Below are 5,266 nucleotides of genomic sequence, written 5' to 3'. Positions count from 1 at the left end.
GGTCGCCGCCGAGGTCGGCGACGATGAGCGGCATCGAGGTCGAGATCACGGTGCCCGAGAGCACGGCGACGAACATCGTGACGATGAGTCCCGAGAGCGCGACGAAGACCTCGCGCGGGGTGCGCTCGGCGGTCGCCGGCGCAGACGTGTCGGAGAGCGTCGACATAGGTATCCTCCGATTCAGAAAGTTGATGACGGTCAACTATATACCCATTAGTTGACCTGAGTCAACTGTGGACCGAGATCAACCATTCTGAATCAGAGGAACGGATGCCGGCGGCCGAGCCCGCCGGCCGGATTCAGTGCCCGTGGTGCTCGACGACCGGCACAAAGGTGCCGTCGGGCTCGGCGGTGGCGGCATCCTGAGCCGACCCCAGCGCGGGCGTCACCAGCACCGCCACGATCGCTGCGGCGGCGATCAGGCCGGTCACTCCGCCGCCGCGGGAGGGATGCCGCAAGCCCCAGCCGATGGCGGCGCCCGTCGCCACGCTCAACACGATGAACACTCCCACCGCGACGACGCTCGTGCCGTCGGGTGTCGTCGCGAGCAGCGCCGTCGCCACTGCGATGCCGGCCAGCGCCCCGGCGAGAGCCCCACGCGGAGCGACGGCCCGCCCCCGCGCGAGGCACACCGCGCCCCACGCGAGGGCGAGCAGTCCGTGGGTGACGGCGGCGGCGCCGAGCGAACGCGAGACCGGATCGGCCTGCACCCCCACGATCGCCGCGGCGCCGACCGCCGCACCCACGAGGCCGGCTCCCCACGCGCCGACCGCCACCCAGGCCGGGGCGCGGTCGCCCGCGTGCCCCGGCCCGGATGCCCCCATGGCCGTCGTCACGCGGTCGCCGCCTGCGGCGACCGCTCGGCGGCCAGTCCCACGCCCAGCAGCACGATCGCGCTGGCCAGGTGCAGGAAGTGATCGGGCACATTCAGCGCCAGGATGTTCGCGGGCGTGCCCACCAGGAAGAAGCCGACGATGCCGAGCAGCAGGTAGGCCGCGCCGACGACGATGTTCACCGTCTTGGCCGCACGCGCGCTGACGAGCCCCGCCGCCAGCAGCGCCCCGCCGATGAGCAGGTGCGCCACATTGTGGAACGGGTTCACGGCGAACACTCCGAGCAGCAGGCCGCCCTCGGTCGCGAGGAAGCCGACTCCGCCGGTCACGGCGAAGCCCAGCAGTCCGACGAGCAGATACACCGCGCCGAAGATCGTGGCGACGAGGCGGTTCGGTGACGAGCGCATGGCAGACCTCTCTTTCGACAGTCCGCGATCTGCGGCTGTGAAGGGTCTTCGAGGCGGTCCCGGGATCGGATTGGATGCCGTCGCCGCGGCAGTCAGTCCAGGGCTGCCAGCATCCGCTGCAAGGCTTCGCGCATGGTGTCCTTGGCCGTATCCGGCAGCTCGACTGTGTAGGGCACCCCCTCGGGGATCCACGCGAGGGCGTACATGACCTCTCGGAAGTCGCTGCCGCCGATGGGCCAGCTGGTGCTGGCGGGACCGGCCGGCTCGGCGCCCTGGCCCCACTGCCCGAAGAAGGCGCGCATGTCGTCGATGCCCAGGTCCATGATCGCCGCGCCGGCGACGGCCTGGGGACTCCACGACCGCGCCACCGCGATGAACTCGTCCACCTGCTCCGGTGTCAGCTCGCGCGGGGTGAACAGCACGCGCGTGTGCTCGACGTCCGACAGGCGGTCGACGCGGAACGTGCGCCAGTCCTCGCGCTCGAGGTCCCAGCACAGCAGGTACCAGTGCCGCTCGGCGGGCGCGAGCGCGTGCGGCTCCACGCGCCGCTTCATGACCTCGCCCGACGCGGTCGTGAAGGTGAACCGCACGCGCTCATGGTCGCGGGTGGCGAGGGCCAGCTCGCCCAGCATCTCGCTCGACACCGCGGCGCCGGAGCGGATGCCGGTCGGCTGCACGGTCTCGGCCAGCGCGTTCACTCGGCGCCGCAGCGGCGCGGGCAGCACCTGCTCGAGCTTCGCGAGCGCGGTCACCGTGGTCTCGGCGCCGCTCAAGAGCCGCTGGGATGCCGCCACCCGCAGCCCGATCGCCATCGCGACGGCCTCGTCGTCGGTGAGCAGCAGGGGCGGCACCGCGCTGCCGGCCTCGAGCCGGTACCCGCCCGCAGCGCCCGGCGTGGATTCGATGCGATAGCCGAGCTCGCGCAGCCGCTCGACGTCGCGCCGCACCGTCCGCTCGGTCACGCCGAGCCGGCCCGCGAGCTCGGTGCCCGGCCAGTGCCGATGCGTCTGCAGCAGATTCAGCAGCGAGAGGGCGCGGGTCGTCGTATCGGACATGCGACAAGAATGTCAGGCAACCAGGACAAGATCTGTCCTGGTTCGTTCCTAGCTTGTGGGCATGGCGAACGAACCGATCATCCAAGCGCAGGGGTTGACCAAGCGCTTCACCGTCAAGGGCAAGACCGTCGAGGCGGTCACCGACCTCACGTTCCAGGTGGCGCGCGGCGAACTCGTCGCGTTCCTCGGACCCAACGGCGCAGGCAAGTCCACCAGCCTGCGCATGCTCACCACCCTCATCCCGCCGACCTCGGGCACGGCGAGGGTCGTCGGCTTCGACATCCTGAACCGGCCCGCCGACGTGCGCGCCCGCATCGGCTACGTCGGGCAGCTCACGAGCGGCAGCTTCTCGCAGCGCGCCCGCGACGAGCTGCTCAGCCAGGGCGCCTTCTACGGCATGTCGAAGGCCGCCGCGAAGCAGCGGGCCGACGAGCTCATCGAGTCGCTCGATCTCTCGGGCTTCGCGACCCGTACCGTGCAGCAGCTGTCGGGCGGGCAGAAGCGCCGTCTCGACATCGCGCTCGGCCTCATGCACGCGCCGCCGCTGCTGTTCCTCGACGAGCCCTCGACGGGGCTCGATCCGCAGAGCCGCGCGAACCTCTGGCAGCACATCCTCGAGCTGCGCCGCAGTCACGGCACCACGGTCTTCCTCACGACGCACTACCTCGAAGAGGCCGACCGCTATGCCGAGCGGGTGATGGTCATGGACCGCGGCCGCGTCATCGCCGACGACACGGCAGCACGGCTCAAGGCCGAGCTCGCCGGTGACGTGCTCACCTTCGGCTTCGACAGCGAAGCGGATGCCGCCGCCGCCGTTCCGGTGGTGCAGCGGCTTGCGGCGCGCGAGGTCGTGAGGGATGCGGCTGCGCTCGCCGTGACGGCATCCGAAGGGGACGCGCTGCTGCCCGCGGCCGTGCGCGCGCTCGACGCCGCCGGGCTCACGGTGCGCACCGCGACGGGCGTGCCGCCGACGCTCGATGACGTGTTCCTCGCGCTGACCGGCCGGACGCTGCGCGAGGCCGGCGAAGGACAGGCGGAAGAGAACGCGGATGCCGGGGACGCGGCATCCCGGATCGAAGAAGACGTGCTCACGACAGGAGTGGAAGGATGACGCTGCAGACAGACACCGCCGTGCGCCCGAACGGCGCGCGCGACACCTGGAACGTGCTCACGCGCGAGCTGAAGCCCGTGGTGCGCGACCCGTTCACACTCATCTTCAGCCTGGTGCAGCCGCTGGTGTTCCTCGGTCTGTTCGCGCCGCTGCTGGTCGGCTCGTCGGGCGCGCCGGTGGGCGAGACGCTGCAGTGGTTCGTGCCGGGCGTGCTCGTCATGATCGTGCTGTTCGGCACCGGCGCGACCGGCTCGAACCTGCAGTACGAGATGATGACGGGCTCTCACGAGCGCACGCTGGTCGCCCCGCTCGGGCGGTCGTCGCTGCTCGTCGGCCGCGCGCTGAAAGAGATCGCGCCGATCGTCGTGCAGGCGCTCGTCATCGTGCTGATCGCCTGGCCGTTCGGGTTCACGATCGACGTGCCGGGGCTTGTCATCGGGCTCGCGCTGCTGGCGGTCTTCGGCATCGGGCTCGGGGCGTTGTCGTACACGCTCGCGCTGAAGACAAAGGACCGCGAGTGGCTGTTCTGGGGGGTGCAGCAGACGCTGATCTTTCCGCTGCTGATCCTGTCGGGCATGCTGCTGCCGCTCGACGAAGGACCTGCCTGGATGCGGGCGGTCTCGACCGTGAACCCCGTGAACTGGGTCGTGCAGGCCGAGCGCGCGCTGTTGGCCGGCGACCTCGGCGACATCACCGTGCTGTGGGGCTGGACCGCGGCCGTCCTTCTGGCCGTGGTCGGCCTCGCCGTCGGCATCCGCGCGATGCGTCGGAGCAGCTGACGGCGTCCGTCAGCCCAGTCCGGGCCCGTCCTGTCAGCGCAGGGCGGGCTCGGGCTCGGATGCCGTGCCGGCGACGACGACACGGTCGCCGCCCGCCATCTTCGCCTCGTACATGGCGTGATCCGCGGCGCGGATGAGCTGGTCCATGACCAGGGCGCCGTCGTTGCCGACGGTGATCAGACCGATGCTGGCCGTGATCGCCAGCCCGGGCGGCAGCTCGTCGTACGGCTCGGCGACGGCGGCGCGGATGCGGTCCGCCAGTGCCGCCCCGTCGACGGCGTCGACCGCCGCGACCGCGATGAACTCATCGCCCCCGAAGCGTCCGAGGACGTCGGTCTCGCGGATCGTGCGACGCAGCCGCAATCCGATCTCACGCAGCAGCGAGTCCCCGGCCGCGTGACCCAGCAGATCGTTCACCGCCTTGAAGCCGTCGAGATCGACGAAGATGACGCTCAGCGCCGTGAACCCCTGCAACAGGGTGCGGGTCACGTCCTCTTCGATCAGCCGCCGGGTCGGCAGCCCGGTCACCTCGTCGTGCATGGCCGCGCGCCGCAGTGTGTCTTCGAGGCGGATGCGGGCGATCGCCTGCGCCGCCTGGTTCGACAGCGCCTCCGCGAGCGGGACCGCCTCTTCGTCGAACTCGCGCGGGTGGTCGAAATAGCAGACCAACGTGCCGACGGCGTCACCGTGGGAGCGCATGGGTGACGCGATCGCCGCGTGAATCCCGCTCCGCTCGTACACCTCACGCATGCCGACGCCGGGAACGAACGCGTCGGCGTCGTCGGGGGAGCGGACGAGCACGACCTGGCCGCCCAGCAGGGTGGCCGTGCCGGGGGGAGGCATGATCGCGGGCCAGTGTTCGGCGAGCGGGTTCACCCCCGCGGTCTGGCACAGTCCTTCGGGTCCGCCGAGGTGGACGCTCACCGCGCTGGCGGCGAACGCGCGCTGCGCGACGTCGACGAGGAGTTCTGCCGCGTCGAGCTCGGAGCGGACGTTGCCGAAGCCGACGGCGGCGTTGAGCAGGATCTGCAGGCGCTGGCGGCCTCGTTCGGTCTTCGCCTCCGCGCCCCGGAATCCCAGA

Annotated in this window: 6 protein-coding genes; 2 read left to right on the top strand and 4 right to left on the bottom strand. The window is 71.1% G+C overall.

The genetic code is table 11. The features are described 5' to 3' along the window. Nucleotides 1–299 precede the first annotated feature (299 nt). The 3 genes from ACTHNQ_RS07770 to ACTHNQ_RS07760 form a co-directional block, all read right to left on the bottom strand. Nucleotides 300–836 carry a hypothetical protein gene (locus ACTHNQ_RS07770; protein WP_440332549.1) on the bottom strand — a complete coding sequence of 179 codons (537 nt, stop codon included), beginning with the start codon at nt 834–836 and terminating at the stop codon, nt 300–302. Further along, nucleotides 833–1,240, bottom strand: coding sequence for a DUF4383 domain-containing protein (locus ACTHNQ_RS07765; protein WP_440332547.1), 408 nt, complete (start codon nt 1,238–1,240; stop codon nt 833–835). Before ACTHNQ_RS07765 ends, ACTHNQ_RS07770 begins: the two co-directional genes overlap by 4 nt. 92 nt (nt 1,241–1,332) lie before the next feature. After that, nucleotides 1,333–2,295, bottom strand: coding sequence for a helix-turn-helix transcriptional regulator (locus ACTHNQ_RS07760; protein ID WP_440332545.1), 963 nt, complete (start codon nt 2,293–2,295; stop codon nt 1,333–1,335). A gap of 61 nt (nt 2,296–2,356) precedes the next feature. Here ACTHNQ_RS07760 and ACTHNQ_RS07755 point away from each other — a divergent pair, with 61 nt between their 5' ends. Together ACTHNQ_RS07755 and ACTHNQ_RS07750 are read left to right on the top strand one after the other, a co-directional pair. After that, the gene (locus ACTHNQ_RS07755) at nt 2,357–3,406 is read left to right on the top strand and encodes an ATP-binding cassette domain-containing protein (protein ID WP_440332543.1); all 1,050 of its coding nucleotides are present in this window, start codon (nt 2,357–2,359) and stop codon (nt 3,404–3,406) included. Continuing rightward, nucleotides 3,403–4,185 (top strand): ABC transporter permease, encoded by a 783-nt coding sequence (locus ACTHNQ_RS07750; RefSeq protein WP_440332541.1) that lies wholly within the window; start codon nt 3,403–3,405, stop codon nt 4,183–4,185. Before ACTHNQ_RS07755 ends, ACTHNQ_RS07750 begins: the two co-directional genes overlap by 4 nt. Before the next feature lie 33 nt (nt 4,186–4,218). Here ACTHNQ_RS07750 and ACTHNQ_RS07745 read toward each other — a convergent pair. Next, the coding region (locus tag ACTHNQ_RS07745; protein WP_440332539.1) for a diguanylate cyclase at nt 4,219–5,266 on the bottom strand (1,048 nt) is incomplete at its 5' end.

It is taken from the genome of Microbacterium sp. (assembly GCF_051953575.1).
Taxonomy (GTDB): domain Bacteria; phylum Actinomycetota; class Actinomycetes; order Actinomycetales; family Microbacteriaceae; genus Microbacterium.
The sequence above is the reverse complement of the archived record's forward strand: the minus strand, read 5'-3'. Positions and strand labels throughout refer to the sequence as shown.

Excerpts from the sequence above, each read along its gene's own strand:
- ACTHNQ_RS07765 (WP_440332547.1), bottom strand. The coding sequence starts at position 1,240 with ATGCGCTCGTCACCGAACCGCCTCGTCGCCACGATCTTCGGCGCGGTG.
- ACTHNQ_RS07760 (WP_440332545.1), bottom strand. The coding sequence starts at position 2,295 with ATGTCCGATACGACGACCCGCGCCCTCTCGCTGCTGAATCTGCTGCAG.
- ACTHNQ_RS07755 (WP_440332543.1), top strand. The coding sequence starts at position 2,357 with ATGGCGAACGAACCGATCATCCAAGCGCAGGGGTTGACCAAGCGCTTC.
- ACTHNQ_RS07750 (WP_440332541.1), top strand. The coding sequence starts at position 3,403 with ATGACGCTGCAGACAGACACCGCCGTGCGCCCGAACGGCGCGCGCGAC.